We start from the raw sequence: 18,311 nt of genomic DNA, 5'->3' as shown, positions 1-18,311 counted from the left end.
GCTATACTGTGATAATGACTGTAAGTATGATAAAGTGTCCGTTTTGGGCAGGAATGCATGAATACTCAAAATGCATGAATACATATAGAATTCAAGGAGGAATCATTTAAAATGAGCGTACAGGTAGAAAACTTAGAGAAGAACATGGCGAAGCTTACTATTGAGGCTTCCGCTGAAGATTTTGAAAAAGCAGTACAGGCTGCTTACCAGAAAAACAAAAATAAAATCACTATCCCGGGATTCCGTAAAGGAAAAGCTCCGCGTGTAATGATTGAAAAAATGTATGGAGCAGGTATCTTCTATGAAGATGCAGCAAATGCCCTGATCCAGTCTGAGTACCCTAAAGCAGCAGATGAGTGCGGTCTGGAGATCGTTTCCCAGCCGGAGATCGATGTGGTACAGATCGAAAAAGGCAAACCGTTTATCTTCACAGCAGAAGTAGCTGTAAAACCGGAAGTGACTCTGGGTGATTACAAAGGAGTAGAGGTTGAGGTTACAAAAGCGGAAGTGACAGAAGAAGAAATCGCAGGCGAGCTGAAGAAAGAGCAGGAGAACAACTCCAGAACCATCGACGTGGACGACAGAGCAGTGGAAAACGGCGATATGATTACGCTTGACTTCGAGGGATTCGTAGACGGAGAGGCATTTGAAGGCGGAAAAGGCACAGATTATCCTCTGACCATTGGTTCCAACTCCTTCATCCCCGGATTTGAAGAGCAGCTGGTAGGCGCTGTGATCGGCGAGGAAAAAGATGTCAATGTGACATTCCCGGAAGATTACCATGCAAATGACCTGGCCGGAAAAGCAGCAGTATTCAAATGCAATGTAAAAGCCATCAAAGTGAAAGAACTTCCTGAACTGGATGACGAATTTGCAAAAGATGTCTCTGAGTTTGATACTCTGGAAGAATACAAGAAAGACATTGCGCAGAAGCTGAAAGAGCGCAAAGAAGACGTTGCAAAACGTGAAAAAGAAGATAAAGTAGTTGACGCGATCATTGAAAACGCACAGATGGATATTCCGGAAGCAATGATCCAGAACCAGATCCGCCAGTTAGTGGATGACTTCGTAAGAAGACTGCAGTCCCAGGGCTTATCCATTGACCAGTATTATCAGTTCACAGGTCTTGACAATGTCAAGATCCAGGAGCAGATGAGACCACAGGCCCTGAAGAGAATCCAGAGCCGTCTGGTACTGGAGAAGGTTGCAGAGGTTGAGAACATCCAGGTTACTGATGAAAAAGTAGATGAAGAAATCGCAAAAATGGCTGAAATGTACAAGATGGAAGCCGACAAATTAAAAGAATTAATGGGCGACTACGAGAAAGAGCAGATGAAGAAAGACATCGCTGTTCAGGAAGCTGTTACCTTAGTAGCTGACGCTGCAAAAGTGACAGAGGTAGTGGAGAAGACAGAGGAATAACGAACAGAAAGTTCGTTTCTTACGCCCGCGTGACAGAATAGGAGGAGTTTCATGAGTTTAGTACCATACGTCATCGAACAGAACAGCAGAGGAGAGAGGAGTTATGACATCTACTCCAGGCTGTTAAAAGATAGAATCATATTTCTGGGAGAAGAAGTGAATGACACAACAGCAAGCCTGACTGTGGCACAGCTTCTGTTCCTGGAATCAGAGGACCCGGGAAAGGACATTCATCTGTATATCAACAGTCCGGGCGGTTCTGTGACAGCAGGATGGGCTATTTATGATACCATGCATTACATTAAATGTGATGTGTCCACAATCTGCATTGGTATGGCTGCGAGCATGGGTGCATTCCTGCTGGCAGGCGGTACAAAAGGAAAGAGATTCGCGCTTCCAAACGCGGAGATCATGATTCACCAGCCGTCCGGCGGCGCGAAGGGACAGGCTACGGAAATTCAGATTGTTGCCGACATGATTTTGAAGACCAAGAAGAAACTGAATGAGACTCTGGCCGCCAACACAGGTCAGCCTTTTGAAGTCATTGCCAGAGATACGGAAAGAGATTATTATATGTCCGCAGAAGAGGCAAAGGCTTATGGTCTGATTGACAGTGTGATCGAGCACAGGTAAGAACGAATGATAAGACTCCTGCGGTGTTAGCTGCGGGGGTCTTTCGGCATTAATACGGAAATCAAGAAAGGAATAGAAGAATGGCGATAAAAGGAAACGAGCCAAAAATCCGCTGCTCTTTCTGCGGAAAGACAGAAGAACAGGTACGGAAACTGATTGCAGGCCCCAGCGGTACTTACATCTGTGATGAATGCGTGGAAATCTGTGCGGAGATCATAGATGAGGACAGTACAGGGTACACGGAAGATGGCGGCGGGGAGATCAATCTGCTGAAACCACAGGAGATCAAGACATTTTTGGATGATTATGTGATCGGGCAGGATGAGGCGAAAAAGGTGCTGTCTGTAGCCGTTTACAATCACTATAAGCGCGTTATGGCGGGAAAAGATTCCGACATTGAACTTCAGAAGAGTAATATCCTTATGCTGGGACCCACCGGTTCCGGTAAGACACTGCTGGCACAGACACTTGCCAGACTTTTGAATGTACCTTTTGCCATTGCAGACGCCACAACCCTCACGGAGGCCGGATATGTAGGCGAGGATGTGGAGAATATTCTGCTGAAGATCATTCAGGCGGCTGATTATGATATTGACCGTGCGCAGTACGGCATTATTTACATTGATGAGATCGACAAGATAACAAGAAAGTCGGAGAATGCGTCCATCACAAGAGATGTATCCGGTGAGGGTGTCCAGCAGGCGCTTCTTAAGATCCTGGAGGGCACAGTTGCCAGCGTTCCGCCTCAGGGAGGAAGAAAGCATCCGCACCAGGAATTTCTGCAGATCGATACCACCAATATTCTCTTTATCTGCGGCGGTGCGTTTGAGGGACTCAATAAGATCATTGAAAACAGAAAAGATACAAAAGCCATTGGTTTCAATGCTGTTGTGACAGATAAAAAAGACAGAAATGTGGGAGAGATCCTGAAAGAGGTAATGCCTCAGGACCTGGTAAAATTCGGCATGATACCCGAATTTGTGGGCCGTGTTCCTGTAGTGGTATCCCTGGATGCCCTGGATGAGGAGGCACTGGTGAAGATTCTGAAGGAGCCAAGAAACTCTCTGATCAGACAGTACAAGAGACTTTTTGAGCTTGACGGCGTGGATCTGGACTTTGACGATGATGCCCTGGTGGCCATTGCCAAGAAGTCCATGGACAGAAAGACAGGAGCCAGGGGACTGCGCGCCATTATGGAAAATACCATGATGGACCTTATGTATACAGCGCCCTCTGATGAGACCATACGCTCCTGCAAGATAACAAAAGATTTGGTAGAAGGTAAGGGCCAGGCCTTAATTGAACATGGGGAAATGCAGCCGCCCACAAGGAGAAACAAGGGCGGACGCAAGAGGGGGACACCAGAAACTGCATAATTATGCATAACGATTAAGGAGGCGCGGGAATGAGTGACATAATCTATAATCTGCCAGCCATCGCCCTTAGAGGTACAACGATCCTTCCTGACATGATCGTCCACTTTGACGTGAGCAGGGAAAAATCCATCCAGGCCATTGAGAAGGCCATGATGCAGGACCAGAGGGTGCTTCTGATCACTCAGAAAGACCCTGCAGTGGAGGACCCGGGACAGGAGGATTTATATAAAATAGGAACCGTTGCGGAGATCAAGCAGCTTGTAAAGCTGCCGAAGAATATTGTCCGTGTCCTGGTAGAGGGAATGGAGCGGGCAGAGCTGATCCGTTTTACGGAAAGTGAATACTATCTGAACGCCGAGGCAGCCACATTCGATGAGGAGGAGCTGAGGCAGGTGGATGAGAGTGTGGAGGAAGCCATGCTCCGGGGGATTAAGGAGATCTTTGTAAAATACTGCAGTGTAAATCCCAAGATGAGCAAAGAACTGGCAGGACAGATCCTGGAGCTTGACGATGTGAGCAAAGTCATTGACCAGATATCCATCCATCTCCCCATGAAGTATGAGGACAGGCAGAGTGTTCTGGAAGCGGTATCCCTGGAGGCGCGCTATGAGGAGCTGGGCATTATTCTCACCAATGAGATAGAAGTCCTGGAAATCAGCGCGGAGCTGCAGAGCAAAGTAAAAGAACGGGTGGATAAAAACCAGAGGGAATACATCTTAAGGGAACAGCTCAAACTGATACGGGAAGAGCTGGGGGAAGATGATACCCGCTCCGAGGCGGACCAGTTCCGCGAGGATGTAAAAAAACTGAAGGCTTCCCGGGAAATAAAAGAGAAGATATTAAAAGAGGTGGAGCGTTTTAAAAACACTGCCGGCAGCCAGGCAGAGTCCAGTGTAATGCGCAGTTATATCGAGACGCTTCTCTCCCTGCCCTGGGACAAGCTGACCAGGGACAATAAAAACTTGAAGGAGGCCAACAAGGTTCTGGAAACAGATCACTACGGCCTGCACAAGGTGAAAGAGCGCATCATGGAATTTCTGGCGGTGCGCACACTCACTAAAAAAGGCGAGAGCCCCATTCTCTGTCTGGTCGGCCCTCCCGGAACAGGAAAGACATCCATTGCCAAATCCGTGGCACGGGCGCTTCACAAGGAGTATGTCCGCATCTGTCTGGGCGGTGTCCGGGATGAGGCGGAGATCCGCGGCCACAGAAGAACTTATATCGGCGCCATGCCCGGCAGAATTGCCAATGGACTGATACAGGCAGGTGTCAAGAATCCCCTGATGCTTTTGGATGAGATTGACAAAGTGAGCAGTGACTATAAAGGTGACACCTCCTCCGCACTTCTGGAAGTGCTGGATTCTGAGCAGAACAACAAGTTCAGGGACCACTATGTGGAGATTCCCCTGGATCTGTCTGAGGTACTGTTCATTGCCACGGCCAACGACCTGCAGACCATACCAAGGCCCCTTCTGGACCGTATGGAGATCATTGAGGTGAGCAGCTATACGGAAAATGAAAAATGGCACATCGGCAGGGAACATCTGGTTCCCAAGCAGATGAAGATCCATGGACTGAAAGAGGGACAGCTCATCCTGGATGATGAGGCTCTGCGGGAAATGATCACCGGCTACACAAAGGAAGCCGGAGTCAGGGAGCTGGAGCGGAAGATCGGTGAGATCTGCCGGAAGACGGCGCGAAAGATCCTGGAGGATAAGCAGGAATCCGTGACGGTGAATCCGGAGAATCTGGAGGAGTTCTTAGGCAGGGCGAAATACACCTACCAGAAAAAGAACAGCTTTGATGAGATCGGAATCGTTCGCGGGCTGGCCTGGACCAGTGTGGGAGGTGATACCCTGCAGATCGAGGTAAACCTCATGCCCGGAAAAGGCGAGTTCATGCTGACAGGGCAGCTCGGAGATGTGATGAAAGAGTCGGCCCAGACCGGTGTAAGCTACATCCGTTCCATTGCTGATAAGTATAATATAAAACCTGAATTTTTCCAGGAACACGATTTACATATCCACATTCCTGAAGGTGCTGTTCCGAAGGACGGCCCCTCTGCGGGAATTACCATGGCCACAGCCATGCTCTCCGCGGTGACGGGAACTCCGGTGAAGGCCAATCTTGCCATGACCGGTGAGATTACCCTCCGGGGCAGGGTCCTGCCCATCGGCGGCCTGAAGGAAAAACTTCTGGCAGCCAAGAGCGCAGGCATTGAGACCGTACTGGTCCCGGCGGAGAACAGACCGGATATTGAAGAAATGGAACAAGAGATCACAGACGGCCTTTTAATCCTATTCGTCAGCACAATGGAAGAGGTGCTGGCGCAGGCTTTTGTCTGAAACCATATTCGGAGGATGAAAGATGGTAATTAAGAATGTATCACTGGATATTGTCTGCGGTGTCACCAGCACGCTTCCAAAAACGGAGCTGCCGCACATCGCATTTGCGGGGAAATCCAACGTGGGGAAATCATCCCTGATCAATGCGCTTATGAACAGGAAATCCCTGGCAAGGACCAGCGCATCCCCCGGAAAGACACAGACTATAAATTTTTATAATGTGAACGATGCGCTGTACTTGGTGGACCTGCCGGGTTACGGATATGCAAAGGTGGCCCAGGCAGTAAAGGAACAATGGGGAAAGCTGATCGAGAGATATCTGCAGAATACCAAAGAGTTACGAGCAGTGTTTCTTCTCATTGATATCCGCCATGACCCATCTGCAAATGATAAAACCATGTATGACTGGATTGTGCACAACGGATATGAGCCGATTATCATAGCAACAAAAGTGGACAAATTAAAGAGAAGCCAGGTGCCCAAGCATGTGAAAGCCCTGAAAGAAGGGCTTGCGCTGCGTCCGGGTACTGCCGTGATCCCTTTTTCTGCCGAGACAAAACAGGGCAGGGAGGAGATCTGGGAGCTGGCGGAAAGTTTGCTGTTTGAGCCGGCGTAGAACCGTGTAGAGATACGAGGGAGTGTCGCTTTGACAGCGGCACTCCCTGTTTTTCGTTACAGCGCTTTGCCGCAGAGATTCTGAATACAGGGTAAAGTTCCGTTAAAAGGGAGATAGTATGTTAAAAGGAATTATTTTCGATATGGACGGCGTGCTTATAAACAGTGAGCCGGTCCACTACAGAGTCTGGAAACAGACGCTTGCAGCGCGGGGGATTGAACTGGATTACGAAATTTACAAACCATGTATCGGTTCCACCAATGGTTTTTTAATGGATATACTGCACGACAACTACGGGATTTCCAGGGATGACGAGGAACTGGTAAAGACCATGAAACAGATAAAGGAACAGGTCATAAAAGAGGAAGGATTCCCCATGATCGAGGGGGTACCCCAGCTTCTGAAGCGCTTAAAAGACGGTGGATACTGCCTGGCGATCGCGTCCTCCTCTCCCCTTTCCTACATCCGGCAGGTGGTGACAACCCTGGGAATCGACAGCTATTTTGATATTCTGGTGAGCGGGGAGCAGGTGAAGAACCCAAAACCGGCGCCGGATGTATTTCTGGAGACGGCAAAGCAGATGGGGCTGGATCCGGAGGAGTGTCTCATACTGGAGGATTCCGCCAACGGATGCAGGGCTGCAAAGGCAGCGGGCATCGTCTGTGTTGCCTACTTCAATCCTGATTCCGGAAAACAGGATCTCAGTTCTGCAGATATGGTCATAGAGGGATATGAAGAGATTGACACAGCTTTTTTGGAGAAAGTGTACTGTCATGGCAGACATCTTCCCGCAGTGGTCTGTGAGACAGAAAGACTGCGCATCCGGGAAATGTCTGAGCAGGATATCCCCAAAATGATGGAGATCACAAGCCAGGGCACACCCGACACTGCGGAGGGCGTGGAAAAAAGCCTGGAGGAGGAGCTGGAGGCATTTCCTTCATACCGCAAGTACATGTACGAAATGTGTGATATGGGATACTGGGTTCTGGAGGAGAAGGAGAGCGGCACCATCGTGGGCCGCGCCGGTGTAGAGCCGAAGATCTGGAACCACAACAGCTCTGTGGTAGAGCTGGGATATCTGATCGATGAAAAACACAGAAGAAAAGGTTTTGCCTATGAAGCCTGCCGCGGCATCCTGGAGGAGGCAAAGAAAAGAGGGGCTGTGTATCTGTACTGCAGAATACGCAGTGCCAATCTGGCTTCCAAAAAGCTGGCGCGCAAGCTGGGCTTTTCCAAGATTGATTACCGTCTGGAGGATGACTGCGAGGATATGGAGGTTTACAGATATACCTGCAGTGACTAGCTGCGGGCAGGAGTAACGATTCAGTTGACTGGATAGTTACAATCAGGTACAATGGAAAGGATATAAAATGGGAATTGTAAAAGCCATTAAACTGGTGCATGACTATTATAAATACGATGAAAGCGGCCATGTGGAGGGCACGTACAGAGCCCTTGACAATGTGGAGCTGGATATCGAGGCAGGACAGTTTATTGCTGTCCTGGGACACAACGGCTCCGGAAAATCCACGCTGGCGAAGCATATCAATGCCCTTTTGTTTCCTACGGAGGGTGCGCTGTGGCTGGACGGCATGAACACCACGGAGGAGGAGGATATCTGGAAGATCCGCCAGAAGGCAGGAATGGTCTTCCAAAATCCCGACAATCAGATCATCGGTACCGTGGTGGAGGAGGACGTGGGCTTCGGCCCTGAAAATATGGGAATCCCCACGGATGATATCTGGCAGAGAGTGAATGAAAGTCTGGAGGCAGTGGGTATGACTGCCTACCGCCACCATTCACCAAATAAGCTGTCAGGCGGACAGAAGCAGAGGGTTGCCATAGCAGGTGTCATGGCCATGCATCCCAAATGCATTATTCTGGACGAACCCACAGCCATGCTGGACCCAAACGGCAGAAAAGAAGTGCTCCGGGCAGTAAAGGAGCTCAATGAAAAGGAAGGCATCACAGTGGTTCTGATCACGCATTATATGGAGGAAGTGGTGAACGCGGACAAGGTGTTCGTCATGGACCAGGGAAAAGTAGTGATGCAGGGAACACCCAGAGAAGTTTTTTCCAGGGTGGAGGAGCTGAAATCCTACCGCCTGGATGTGCCCCAGGTCACACTACTGGCCTATGAGCTGAAGCAGGCAGGGGTGAAGATACCTGCGGGAATTCTGACGACAGAGGAATTGGTGAACGCATTATGTCAATAAAATTAGAGCACATCACATACACATACAGTCCGGGAACAGTCTATGAGATGCACGCCTTAAAGGATGTGGATATGGAGATTCCGGACGGCCAGTTCATGGGCATCATCGGACACACGGGAAGTGGAAAATCCACACTGATACAGCATTTCAACGGCCTTATGAAACCCACATCAGGCAAAGTCCTCTACAACGGCCAGGATATATGGGCGGAAAAATATGACAGGCAGAAACTGAGAAGCAAAGTGGGACTGGTGTTCCAGTATCCGGAGCATCAGCTTTTTGAAGCAGAGGTTCTTGAGGATGTCTGCTTCGGGCCGAAGAATCTGGGGCTTTCCAAAGAGGAAGCCGAGGAGAGGGCTGTCAGGGCGCTGACCCAGGCAGGGCTTTCCGAAAAGTTTTATAAAAGCTCCCCCTTTGAGCTGTCGGGAGGGCAGAAGCGGCGGGCAGCCATTGCGGGTGTGCTGGCCATGGAGCCGGAGGTGCTGATCCTGGATGAACCCACGGCAGGCCTGGACCCCCAGGGGCGGGATGAGATACTGGACCAGATCGCATCCCTGCACAGTCTGCGGGGAATTACTGTGATCCTGGTATCCCACAGTATGGAGGACATTGCCAAATACGTGGAGCGCATGATCGTAATGAATAAAGGGGAAAAGGCATTTGACGGTGTGCCGAGAGAAGTCTTTTCCCACTATAAGGAGCTGGAGGCCATGGGGCTTGCGGCGCCTCAGATCACTTACATCATGCACGCTTTGGGGGAACGCGGACTGCATGTGGATACCTCAGCCACCACGGTGGAGGAGGCAAAGACAAGTATATTACAGGCACTGGAGAGATTGGACAAATGATAAGAGATATAACCATCGGACAATATTACCCTGCGGATTCCATTCTCCACAGGCTGGACCCCCGCGTGAAGTTTGTGGGAACCATCATGTTTCTGGTGTCACTTTTTGTGGCAAATTCCTTCTGGGGTTATCTGCTGGCAACGTTTTTTCTGGCAGCGGTCATCATCATGTCAAAGGTTCCCGTTAAGTTTATGCTGAAAGGGCTGAAACCGCTGTTCTTAATTCTGCTGATCACTGTTGCCTTTAATCTGTTTTTAATACCGGGCAAGGTGCTGTGGCAGTTCTGGATCTTCAAGATCACACAGGAAGGTATCCTGCAGGCCGTGAAGATCGGTATCCGGCTGATCTATCTGGTCATCGGTTCCTCAGTCATGACACTGACCACTACGCCGAACCAGCTCACAGACGGTCTGGAGAGACTTATGAGGCCGCTGAATAAGATCAGGGTGCCGGTACATGATATCGCCATGATGATGTCCATTGCCCTCAGATTCATTCCCATCCTTATGGAGGAGACAGATAAGATCATGAAGGCACAGATCGCCAGAGGCGCTGATTTTGAGAACGGCAATCTGATTCAGAAGGCTAAGAACCTGCTGCCGCTCCTGGTTCCCCTTTTCATCTCCGCGTTCAGAAGGGCAGATGATCTGGCTATGGCCATGGAGGCACGCTGTTATCACGGCGGTGAGAACAGGACATCTATGAAGCCTCTCAAATACCACAGCAGGGACACCTCAGCTTACCTGTGCATCTTTTTGTACCTGGCTGCGGACATCGCGATCCGCGTGCTGGTCTAGGAGGCGCCGTATGAAACGTGTAATGCTGGAAGTGGCCTATGACGGCACAAATTACTGCGGCTGGCAGGTACAGCCAAACGGGATCACCGTACAGGAGGTGCTGAACCGCCATCTGGCGGAGCTGTTAAAGGAGCCTGTGGAGACCATAGGCGCCAGCAGAACCGACGCAGGCGTCCATGCCCTGGGCAATGTGGCTGTGTTCGACACCAACGCCAGAATGCCGGGGGAGAAGATTTCCTACGCCCTGAACCAGCGGCTTCCTGAAGATATCCGGATCCAGCGGTCAAGGGAGGTCAGCAGGGATTTTCATCCCAGGTACCGGGTCAGTGAGAAGACATATGAATACCGGATACTGAACAGAAGATTTCCGGTGCCAACAGAGCGCTTTTACTCCCATTTTACTTATATCCCCATGGATATTGAGAAGATGAGACAGGCAGGGGCGTACCTGCTGGGCGAACATGATTTTAAAAGTTTCTGCGGTGCGGGAGCGCAGGTGAAGACAACCGTCAGGACCATCCACAGCTTTTCGGTGGAACGTGAGAATGACCTGATCACCATACGCATCACGGGCAGCGGATTTTTGTATAATATGGTGCGGATTCTGGCCGGCACGCTGATGGAGATCGGCGGTGGAGCCTATCCGCCGGAAAAGATGCAGGATATACTGGCTGCCAGAGACAGGAAGGCAGCCGGCCCCACCGCCCCGGCGCGGGGGCTGACCCTGATAAAAATTGACTATAAAAACGGCAAGGAAGAGGAATTGTGATATGAGAAGAAGTGGAATGCTGCTGCCAATAGCCAGTCTGCCGTCTCCATACGGCATTGGAGCATTTTCTAAGGAGGCATATGAGTTTATTGATCTTTTAAGAGATACGGGTCAGAAACTCTGGCAGATACTGCCGCTGGGACCTACCAGCTACGGGGATTCCCCCTATCAATCCTTTTCCACCTTTGCAGGCAATCCCTATTTCATCGATCTGAACGTCCTGATCGGGAAAGGATGGCTGACAAAGGAAGAGTGCGACGCCTGTGACTGGGGAGATCATCCCTCCTATATTGATTACGGAAAAATATATGAGAGCCGTTTTCCTCTTCTTCGGAAGGCCTTTGAAAGGAGCAAAATCCTGTCTGACGGGAATTTTCTTACCTTCTGTGTGGAGAACAACCACTGGCTGGATGACTATGCCCTGTATATGGCTGTGAAAAACAAATTCGGCGGCAAAAGCTGGATCGAGTGGGACGAGGAAGTGCGTCTGAGAGAGCCGGTTGCCCTGAAGAGATATCAGGACGAGCTGCGGGAGGACATTATCTTTTACCAGTATCTGCAGTTCGAGTTTTTTGAGCAGTGGAAGAATGTAAAAAACTATGCCCATGAAAAAGGGATTCAGATCGTTGGGGACATTCCCATCTATGTGGCCTTTGACAGTGCGGATACCTGGGCGAATCCGGAGCTGTTCCAGTTGGATGAGAACAATCTGCCGGTGGCTGTGGCAGGCTGTCCGCCGGACGGGTTCTCTGCCACAGGTCAGCTCTGGGGCAATCCCCTGTACCGCTGGGATTACCACAAGAGAATGCACTACGGCTGGTGGATGCGCAGGATTGCCCACTGTTTCAAGCTTTTTGACATTGTGCGGATTGACCATTTCAGGGGATTTGATGAGTATTATTCCATTCCCTACGGAGATGAGACCGCACAGAACGGCCACTGGGAAAAGGGACCGGGCATGGACCTGTTCCATACCATGAAAGAGGAGCTTGGGGAGCGGAACATCATTGCTGAGGATCTGGGATTTCTCACGGAGACCGTTTACAAGCTTCTGCGGGACAGCGGGTATCCGGGCATGAAGGTGCTGCAGTTTGCCTTTGACACCAGTGAGAACAGCGACTATCTCACCTACAAGTATGACAGAAACTGTGTGGTCTACACAGGAACCCATGACAATGACACCACTGTGGGCTGGTATGAGCACATGACTGACTGGGACAGGGATGTGGCCCTTAGATATATGAACAGCTTCCATACACCGAAAGAGGAGCAGCACTGGGATCTGATCAGCCTTGCCATGCGCAGTGTGGCTGATACCTGCATCATACCCGTGCAGGATTATCTGGGGCTCGGCAGCGAGGCCAGGATCAATACGCCATCCACATTAGGGGACAACTGGAAGTGGAGAATGAGCAAAAATGCATTTTCGGATGAATTAAAAGGCAGGATCTGGCATATGACAAAATTATACGGCAGATTATAGTGTCCGTTCAGACGTCTGAACGGCTGCTGAATACAGGCCGGGAGAAAGGAAGGAATTATTATGGCATTTAAAGAGGTAAAAGCAGAGGAATTACAGTTCAATCCATTTACAAAGATAGGAAAAGAGTGGATGCTGATCACAGCAGGCACAGAGGAAAAATATAATACCATGACTGCAAGCTGGGGCGGCGTTGGTGTGATCTGGGGCAAAGATGTGGTGACAGCCTATATCCGTCCCCAGCGCTACACAAAGGAATTTGTGGACGCAAATGACACCTTTACCATCTCCTTCTTCCCTGAAGGGTACAAAAAAGCATTAAGCTTATGCGGCAGCGTGTCAGGCCGTGACAGAGACAAGATCAGTGAGGCCGGACTTACTGCCTGCTTTGTGGACGGCGCCCCCGCGTTTGAGGAGGCCAGCCTGGTGTTTGTCTGCAAAAAGATGTATCACGGAGACCTCTTCCCGGAAAACTTTGATGCTCCGGAGAATGATGAAAAATGGTACCCTGAGAAAGATTATCACACCATGTACATCGGTGAGATCCTGAAGGTACTGGTGAAGGAAGGCTGAGCTCATTGGAGAATCTTATATTCAGCCTGAATGCCACACTGCCCATTTTCCTCACCATGCTTCTGGGCCTTCTGTTCAGGTATCTGGGGCTGATGAATGCTGACTTTGTGGCAAAGCTCAACCGTTTTGTCTTCGTGGCAGCCATACCGGCCCTGGTGTTCCAGGATATATCCTCTGTGGATGTGCGGAAAAGCTGGGACGGCGGTTTTGTTCTGTTCTGCTTTCTCGCCACGCTGGTGAGTATCACCGTGATCGCCCTCCTTGCCAGGCTGCTGGTGGAGGAGGAGATCCGCGGGGAGTTTGTGCAGGCTTCTTACCGAAGCAGTGCAGCGATCCTGGGGATTGCCTTTATACAGAATATCTACGGCAGTTCCGGTATGGCCCCCCTTATGATCGTGGGGACAGTTCCCCTCTACAACGCGGCAGCGGTGGTGATCCTCTCCCTTATGAAGCCCGGGAGAAAAAAGCTTGACCGAAAACTGCTGCTGAAAACAGCAAAGGGCATTGTCACCAATCCCATCATACTGGGAATCCTGGCAGGGATTCTCTGGTCTGTCCTTAGGATTCCGCAGCCGGAGATCATGCAGAAGACAGTGAAGAATGTGGCAGTTCTGGCAACCCCTCTCGGTCTTATGGCTATGGGTGCATCCTTTGAGGGAAAGAAAGCACTGGCAAAGCTGCGCCCCTCCGTGCTGGCAAGTCTGATCAAACTGGTGGTGCTGGCTGCTGTATTCCTTCCCCTGGCTGTCCGGCTGGGCTATACGAAGGAGCGGCTGATCGCCATACTGGTCATGCTGGGGTCAGCTACAACGGTGAGTTGTTTTGTCATGGCAAAAAATATGGGCCATGAGGGAGTACTGACTTCCAGTACGGTAATGCTGACTACATTTTTTTCCGCATTTACACTGACCGGCTGGCTGTTCTTATTAAAAACCCTGGGACTGGTATAAGAGAAAGGATCGTGGTTCTGTGTTTGGCAGGAAAAAGAAAAAAGAGGTCATTCCCTTTGACCGCACAGCCGTGAAGCCTGTGCTCAAATCCAGCATCTGCACCGGAGAGCAGGTGGCAGGATTCAAGGATCTGAAGACAGGAAAATTCCAGGAAGTGTGCCTGATCAAAAGCAGGGCAGACCTTCAGGAATTTATGGAGCAGTACGGAATCAGGGAAGAAGAAGTCTCAAAAGAGTGGTAAAATAAAGAAAGATATGCTATAATTAAAAATCAAGGAATATTCATAACTTTACATAAGGAGAAGCATCATGAGTCAGGAAAAAGTCGATAAGTATAAAAATTATAAAAATAACCGCGACAAGATCCAGAAAAAAGAAGCACGTGAACTTTTGCTTGAGAAGATCATTGTTTCTGCGGTTTGTCTGCTGATCGTTGGATGGATTGGCTATTCTGCCTACGGTCTTGCTACAAAAGACGACGCAGAGGGAGAGGCCACAACTACAGAAATGAACGTGACAGCCATGACAGATTATCTCCAGGAGCTTACTGCAGGAGAGACAGCCGAATAGGCATACAGGGAAGGCAGAATGGGAAATGCTAAGATGCATTTCCTTTTTTCTTGTTAAGCGGGAAGGCACGGACAGCGAAAGGCGCGCAGCGCGCGGAGGATACTTCACAGCAGTATGTTTTAAATGGAGGAATTGCGGTTGAGAGAAAAGAGGATCGGGAAGATCCGGCACTGGATTTTATTTTTTACAGTTGTGATCATGGCTGTGCTGGGCGTGTTTACGGCATTGCAGGCAGAACCGGAACCCCGGAATGTGCGGGAGAAAGGCAGCAGCGTTAATCAGTGGGATACCGGCTGGCACTATCAGGCGGATGACGGCACAGAGAAGACGTGTGAGGTCCCATCCCAAATAAAGATCCGGGGAGGGAAGATCATTCTTAGGCAGACCATCCCTGAATTTTCCGAGGAGGAAAAATATCTGGGATTTCTGAACCATTACCAGCAGGTTGAAATATACGTTGACGGTGTGTCAAGATACCGGTATACGGAACAGCAGACAGGGACATTTCACGGTATGCTGGGAAACAACTTTTGTATGACAAGGCTTGGCAGGGAAGATGCCGGAAAAGAGATAACCGTCATATTCAGCGGCTTTTATAGAGAAGAGCTGGTTCAGGTTCCCGTGATCTGTCTGGACAGCAGGGAAAGCATGCTTTTGGATATCCGAGTGCGGGAATGTCCCAGGATCATATTCTGTGTGGTGCTCCTGGTGCTGAGCGCGGGTATGTTTCTCCTCTGGCTTCTTTTGAGAGTCAGGGAGGCTGTGCATGTATCCAGCGTGTTTTATGCCTGGATCTTTATCCTGGTATCAGCAGTCTGGATCCTTACAGATTCCAAATTCATGGTATTCTTATCGCCATGGCCCAGACTGATCTGCCTGATATCCTTTTATGCGTTTTATATGATCCCCATCCCCATGCTTTCCTTTATCAGAGAAGTCTGCCAGAGGAGATCAGCCATGCTGGACTGGATGAAGACAATACTGGCCGGCAATGTACTGGTGCAGAGTCTTGTGTACCTGATGGGCGGACGTAAACTGATGCAGATGCTTCCGATTACCCATATCCTCTATGTGGCTGCCATGATCTGTTCTGTGATTTATATGGTAAAAGAGCTGAGAAGCAGTAAGGCCCAGTACGCCAGGATTTTCCTTGGCGGTGTCTTTTTCCTCATAGTCATGGCAGTGGTATCCCTGGTCTCCTTTTATACCGGGGTGGGCAGCAGGTATGCCATGTATTATCAGCTTGGACTTTTGGGCTTTGTGTGCGCACTGCTCAGGATGACGGTACGTCAGGTAAATGAAATCCTGGAGGATAGGACCGGGGACAGGATTCTTGAGGAGCTGGCCTATATGGATATTATGACAAAGCTTGGAAACCGCTCCGCATATGAGATGCGCCTGCAGGAACTGCAGGAGACGATGACCCGGGGACAGGAACTGTCAGCGGTCATGGTAGATTTAAACGGCCTTAAGAAAGTAAATGACACTTTTGGACACAGAGCCGGGGATGAGATGATCAAGGGATGTGCCCGGTGTCTGAGGGAGGCATTCTGTGGATTTGGCGAGATTTACAGAATCGGCGGCGATGAGTTCCTGATATTTTTAAAGCGTCTGCAGAGCATCCGGTCATGGGAGAAGAATCTGGAGGAAGCCCAGGAGAAGTATAATCAGGAACACGAGGTGAAGATTTCCATAGCGGCAGGGATTGCCACAGGCAGAAAAACGGGGGAATCAGATGAGTGGCTTCATGAACTGATCGGCCGGGCGGACAGGAATATGTATGAGAATAAGAAAAGCAGCAGGAAATAGAATAAAAAACGGCTGGGCAGAAGATTCTGCCCAGCCGCATTTTTCGTACAGTTTATCCGGAAATTATAATTTTTCTACGTTAGCTGCCTGCATTCCACGAGCGCCTTCAGTTAAATCATAAGATACAGCCTGTCCTTCTTCCAGGGATTTAAAACCATCTCCATTGATAGCGGAGAAGTGTACGAATACATCCTGTCCGTCTTCACCTGTGATGAATCCGTAGCCTTTTTCTGCATTAAACCATTTTACAGTTCCCTTGTTCATAGTGTTACCTCCATAAAATAAAAAATAAAAATTAGGATTGGATAAAGAAAACAGGAAGCACGCTTCGTGGAAAGTTCCCATTATTTATGAAAAATAAGCGGTCTTTAGAGAGGGTATTATAAATAAGAAATAATACAATCTCTAAAAACCGCTTAACATCACGATAACCGGAAGCTTATTAAATGCACTTTCAATTATTTATATCCAATATTCCTTTAACAAATTCAGTATATTCGCAAATCGAAAAAAAGTCAAGTAAAAATGTATAATTGACGAAAGAAATTGTGTATGTTACTATTAAAATCAAAAGATGTAAAGTCCCGGAGGAAGAATTTATGAATATTTTAATCAGGAACGGACGTATCATCGATCCGGCAACAAAGACAGACGAAATCAGCGACCTCTATATAGAGGGCGGCAAAGTGAAAAAGACAGGCAAGGGCCTTAAGCCAAAGGATAAGACAGATAAAGTCATCGACGCTTCAGGCTGCTATGTAATGCCCGGGCTCATTGACCTGCATGTGCATCTGCGGGACCCGGGGCTGACTTATAAAGAAGATATTGTGTCAGGCTCCAAGGCAGCAGCCAGAGGCGGATTCACCACAATTCTTGCCATGCCCAATACCAAGCCGGTCATCGACAGCGCGGACCGTGTGAAATACGTTCAGAATAAAGCAAAAGAATTGTCTCCTATCCATGTAATGCAGATCGGTGCCATTACAAAAGGACAGTCCGGTGAGGAACTGGCGGATATTGAGGAGATGATCGAGCAGGGCGTACCTGCCATCAGCGAGGACGGCAAATCCGTCATGAATGCCAGATTATATAAAAATGCCATGGGAATCGCGGCAAAATACGATATTCCCGTATTTGCCCACTGTGAAGACCGGAATATTGTGGGCAAGGGCTGCGTCAATGAGGACGAGCATTCCAGAGAGATGGGACTGCCGGGAATCAGCAACGCAGTGGAGGACATCATTGCGGCAAGGGACATTATCCTGGCAAAAGAGACAGGAGCCAAGCTTCATCTGTGCCACTGCTCCACCAAGGAGAGTGTCCGCATGGTAGAACTGGCGAAAAAAGAGGGGATCAAGGTGACAGGCGAAGTATGCCCCCACCACTTCACACTGACTTCTGACGATGTGGACCCCAATGACGCCAACTATAAGATGAATCCGCCTCTGCGCACAAAAGAGGACAGGGACGCACTGATCCGCGGCCTGAAGGATGATATTATGGATGTCATCAGTACAGATCATGCGCCTCACAGCCGTGAGGAGAAGACCATGCCCATCACCAGAGCGCCCTTCGGCATTGTGGGGCTGGAGACATCCGTTGCCCTCACCATCACGGAGCTGGTGGACAAGGGGATTCTGACACCCATGCAGATGGCGGAAAAAATGAGCTATAATCCTGCTAAGATCATCGGTCTTGACAGAGGCTCTCTGGAAGAGGGAAAAGCCGCTGATGTGACCATCATCGACCCGGATGCAGAATATGTTATTGATTCCATGACTTTCCTTTCAAAAGGAAAGAACACGCCATTCAACGGCCGCAGGGTAAAAGGTCTGGTAAAAGCCACGATCTGCGACGGTAAGATTGCCTATATCCAGGACGGCATGATCAGACAATAAAATAATTTCA

The 18,311-nt window shown here is 49.4% G+C and carries 18 protein-coding genes; 17 read left to right on the top strand and 1 reads right to left on the bottom strand.

Annotation, left to right across the window (positions count from 1 at the left end):
• The first annotated feature begins 111 nt into the window (after nt 1-111).
• The 16 genes from tig to V8Q34_RS08595 all read left to right on the top strand — a co-directional run bounded on the left by tig (nt 112) and on the right by V8Q34_RS08595 (nt 16,403).
• Nucleotides 112-1,422: a trigger factor gene (tig, locus tag V8Q34_RS08670; RefSeq protein WP_227211302.1), complete on the top strand. Its 1,311-nt coding sequence runs from the start codon at nt 112-114 to the stop codon at nt 1,420-1,422.
• Nucleotides 1,423-1,473: 51 nt separating this feature from the next.
• Nucleotides 1,474-2,055: an ATP-dependent Clp endopeptidase proteolytic subunit ClpP gene (gene clpP / locus V8Q34_RS08665; RefSeq protein WP_033140954.1), complete on the top strand. Its 582-nt coding sequence runs from the start codon at nt 1,474-1,476 to the stop codon at nt 2,053-2,055.
• Between the two features lie 80 nt (nt 2,056-2,135).
• Nucleotides 2,136-3,431, top strand: a complete 1,296-nt coding sequence (gene clpX, locus V8Q34_RS08660) for an ATP-dependent Clp protease ATP-binding subunit ClpX (protein WP_033140955.1) — start codon at nt 2,136-2,138, stop codon at nt 3,429-3,431.
• A gap of 29 nt (nt 3,432-3,460) precedes the next feature.
• Entirely contained in the window at nt 3,461-5,776 is a 2,316-nt protein-coding gene (gene lon / locus V8Q34_RS08655; protein ID WP_227211301.1) for an endopeptidase La, read from the top strand.
• Between the two features lie 22 nt (nt 5,777-5,798).
• The gene (gene yihA / locus V8Q34_RS08650) at nt 5,799-6,392 is read left to right on the top strand and encodes a ribosome biogenesis GTP-binding protein YihA/YsxC (protein ID WP_033140957.1); all 594 of its coding nucleotides are present in this window, start codon (nt 5,799-5,801) and stop codon (nt 6,390-6,392) included.
• 118 nt (nt 6,393-6,510) lie between these two features.
• Nucleotides 6,511-7,695 (top strand): GNAT family N-acetyltransferase, encoded by a 1,185-nt coding sequence (locus V8Q34_RS08645; protein WP_335835233.1) that lies wholly within the window; start codon nt 6,511-6,513, stop codon nt 7,693-7,695.
• Between the two features lie 67 nt (nt 7,696-7,762).
• Complete coding sequence (locus tag V8Q34_RS08640; protein ID WP_033140959.1) at nt 7,763-8,608, top strand: energy-coupling factor transporter ATPase; 846 nt, start codon at nt 7,763-7,765, stop codon at nt 8,606-8,608.
• A complete protein-coding gene (locus V8Q34_RS08635; protein ID WP_335835232.1) occupies nt 8,599-9,456 on the top strand; it encodes an energy-coupling factor transporter ATPase in 858 nt (285 codons plus the stop codon). Before V8Q34_RS08640 ends, V8Q34_RS08635 begins: the two co-directional genes overlap by 10 nt.
• On the top strand, nt 9,453-10,253 hold the full coding sequence (locus V8Q34_RS08630; protein WP_033140961.1) for an energy-coupling factor transporter transmembrane component T family protein: 801 nt from the start codon (nt 9,453-9,455) through the stop codon (nt 10,251-10,253). The genes V8Q34_RS08635 and V8Q34_RS08630 overlap by 4 nt, the downstream gene beginning before the upstream one ends.
• A gap of 10 nt (nt 10,254-10,263) precedes the next feature.
• Nucleotides 10,264-11,022, top strand: a complete 759-nt coding sequence (truA, locus tag V8Q34_RS08625; protein WP_033140962.1) for a tRNA pseudouridine(38-40) synthase TruA — start codon at nt 10,264-10,266, stop codon at nt 11,020-11,022.
• A gap of 1 nt (nt 11,023) precedes the next feature.
• Complete coding sequence (malQ, locus tag V8Q34_RS08620; RefSeq protein WP_335835231.1) at nt 11,024-12,505, top strand: 4-alpha-glucanotransferase; 1,482 nt, start codon at nt 11,024-11,026, stop codon at nt 12,503-12,505.
• A gap of 60 nt (nt 12,506-12,565) precedes the next feature.
• A complete protein-coding gene (locus V8Q34_RS08615) occupies nt 12,566-13,075 on the top strand; it encodes a flavin reductase family protein (protein WP_033140964.1) in 510 nt (169 codons plus the stop codon).
• A gap of 5 nt (nt 13,076-13,080) precedes the next feature.
• Entirely contained in the window at nt 13,081-14,025 is a 945-nt protein-coding gene (locus V8Q34_RS08610) for an AEC family transporter (RefSeq protein WP_033140965.1), read from the top strand.
• 19 nt (nt 14,026-14,044) lie between these two features.
• Complete coding sequence (locus V8Q34_RS08605; RefSeq protein WP_033140966.1) at nt 14,045-14,266, top strand: hypothetical protein; 222 nt, start codon at nt 14,045-14,047, stop codon at nt 14,264-14,266.
• 67 nt (nt 14,267-14,333) lie between these two features.
• Nucleotides 14,334-14,594 carry a hypothetical protein gene (locus V8Q34_RS08600; RefSeq protein WP_054352920.1) on the top strand — a complete coding sequence of 87 codons (261 nt, stop codon included), beginning with the start codon at nt 14,334-14,336 and terminating at the stop codon, nt 14,592-14,594.
• Nucleotides 14,595-14,732: 138 nt separating this feature from the next.
• Nucleotides 14,733-16,403, top strand: coding sequence for a sensor domain-containing diguanylate cyclase (locus V8Q34_RS08595; protein WP_335835230.1), 1,671 nt, complete (start codon nt 14,733-14,735; stop codon nt 16,401-16,403).
• Between the two features lie 63 nt (nt 16,404-16,466).
• Here the strand turns inward: V8Q34_RS08595 and V8Q34_RS08590 are convergent, their stop codons facing one another.
• The gene (locus V8Q34_RS08590) at nt 16,467-16,667 is read right to left on the bottom strand and encodes a cold-shock protein (protein ID WP_018596689.1); all 201 of its coding nucleotides are present in this window, start codon (nt 16,665-16,667) and stop codon (nt 16,467-16,469) included.
• Between the two features lie 335 nt (nt 16,668-17,002).
• Here V8Q34_RS08590 and V8Q34_RS08585 point away from each other — a divergent pair, with 335 nt between their 5' ends.
• Nucleotides 17,003-18,301, top strand: a complete 1,299-nt coding sequence (locus tag V8Q34_RS08585) for a dihydroorotase (RefSeq protein ID WP_103732414.1) — start codon at nt 17,003-17,005, stop codon at nt 18,299-18,301.
• The last annotated feature ends 10 nt before the right edge of the window (nt 18,302-18,311 follow it).

Origin of the sequence: Blautia sp. JLR.GB0024 (assembly GCF_037000545.1) — a bacterium.
Taxonomy (GTDB): domain Bacteria; phylum Bacillota; class Clostridia; order Lachnospirales; family Lachnospiraceae; genus Blautia; species Blautia celeris.
Note: the sequence above shows the minus strand (reverse complement) of the source record. Positions and strands in the feature narration are given on the sequence as shown.